Source organism: Achromobacter sp. SIMBA_011, assembly GCF_046535435.1.
GTDB classification, from domain to species: domain Bacteria; phylum Pseudomonadota; class Gammaproteobacteria; order Burkholderiales; family Burkholderiaceae_B; genus Achromobacter; species Achromobacter dolens.
In genome coordinates this window covers 1-285 of the sequence record NZ_JAWRWN010000292.1, presented here as the reverse complement: position 1 = coordinate 285, position 285 = coordinate 1, and the positions used below count along the sequence as shown (strand labels likewise).

The following is a 285-nucleotide window of genomic DNA, read 5'->3' as shown; positions in this document are numbered from 1 at the left end:
GGCGACTGATGCTGCGGCCAAGCGCGATTACTGGTCGGCCTATCCCGAGGTCCCAAGCGGCAAGATCTATGGCGAAACCGCCAAGGATGACGGCCTTGCTGCCTATAAGGCGCGCCTTTCGCAGCCGTTCGACCTGCCTGGACATCCCGCAGATGAAAGTCCTGTCGGCATGGAAGTATCGCCCTTCGGCCCGACCCTCGGCATCACCTATCCCGCCGCATCGGTCGATCTGCATATCTCGGCGTCGCGCGCCGCCGCGCCGCAATGGGCATCCGCATCGCCGGA

General features: G+C 64.6%; 1 pseudogene. It reads left to right on the top strand.

Annotation, left to right across the window (positions count from 1 at the left end):
• A pseudogene (locus tag SB816_RS31005) lies at positions 1-285 on the top strand (phenylacetic acid degradation protein PaaN); the annotation flags it as partial.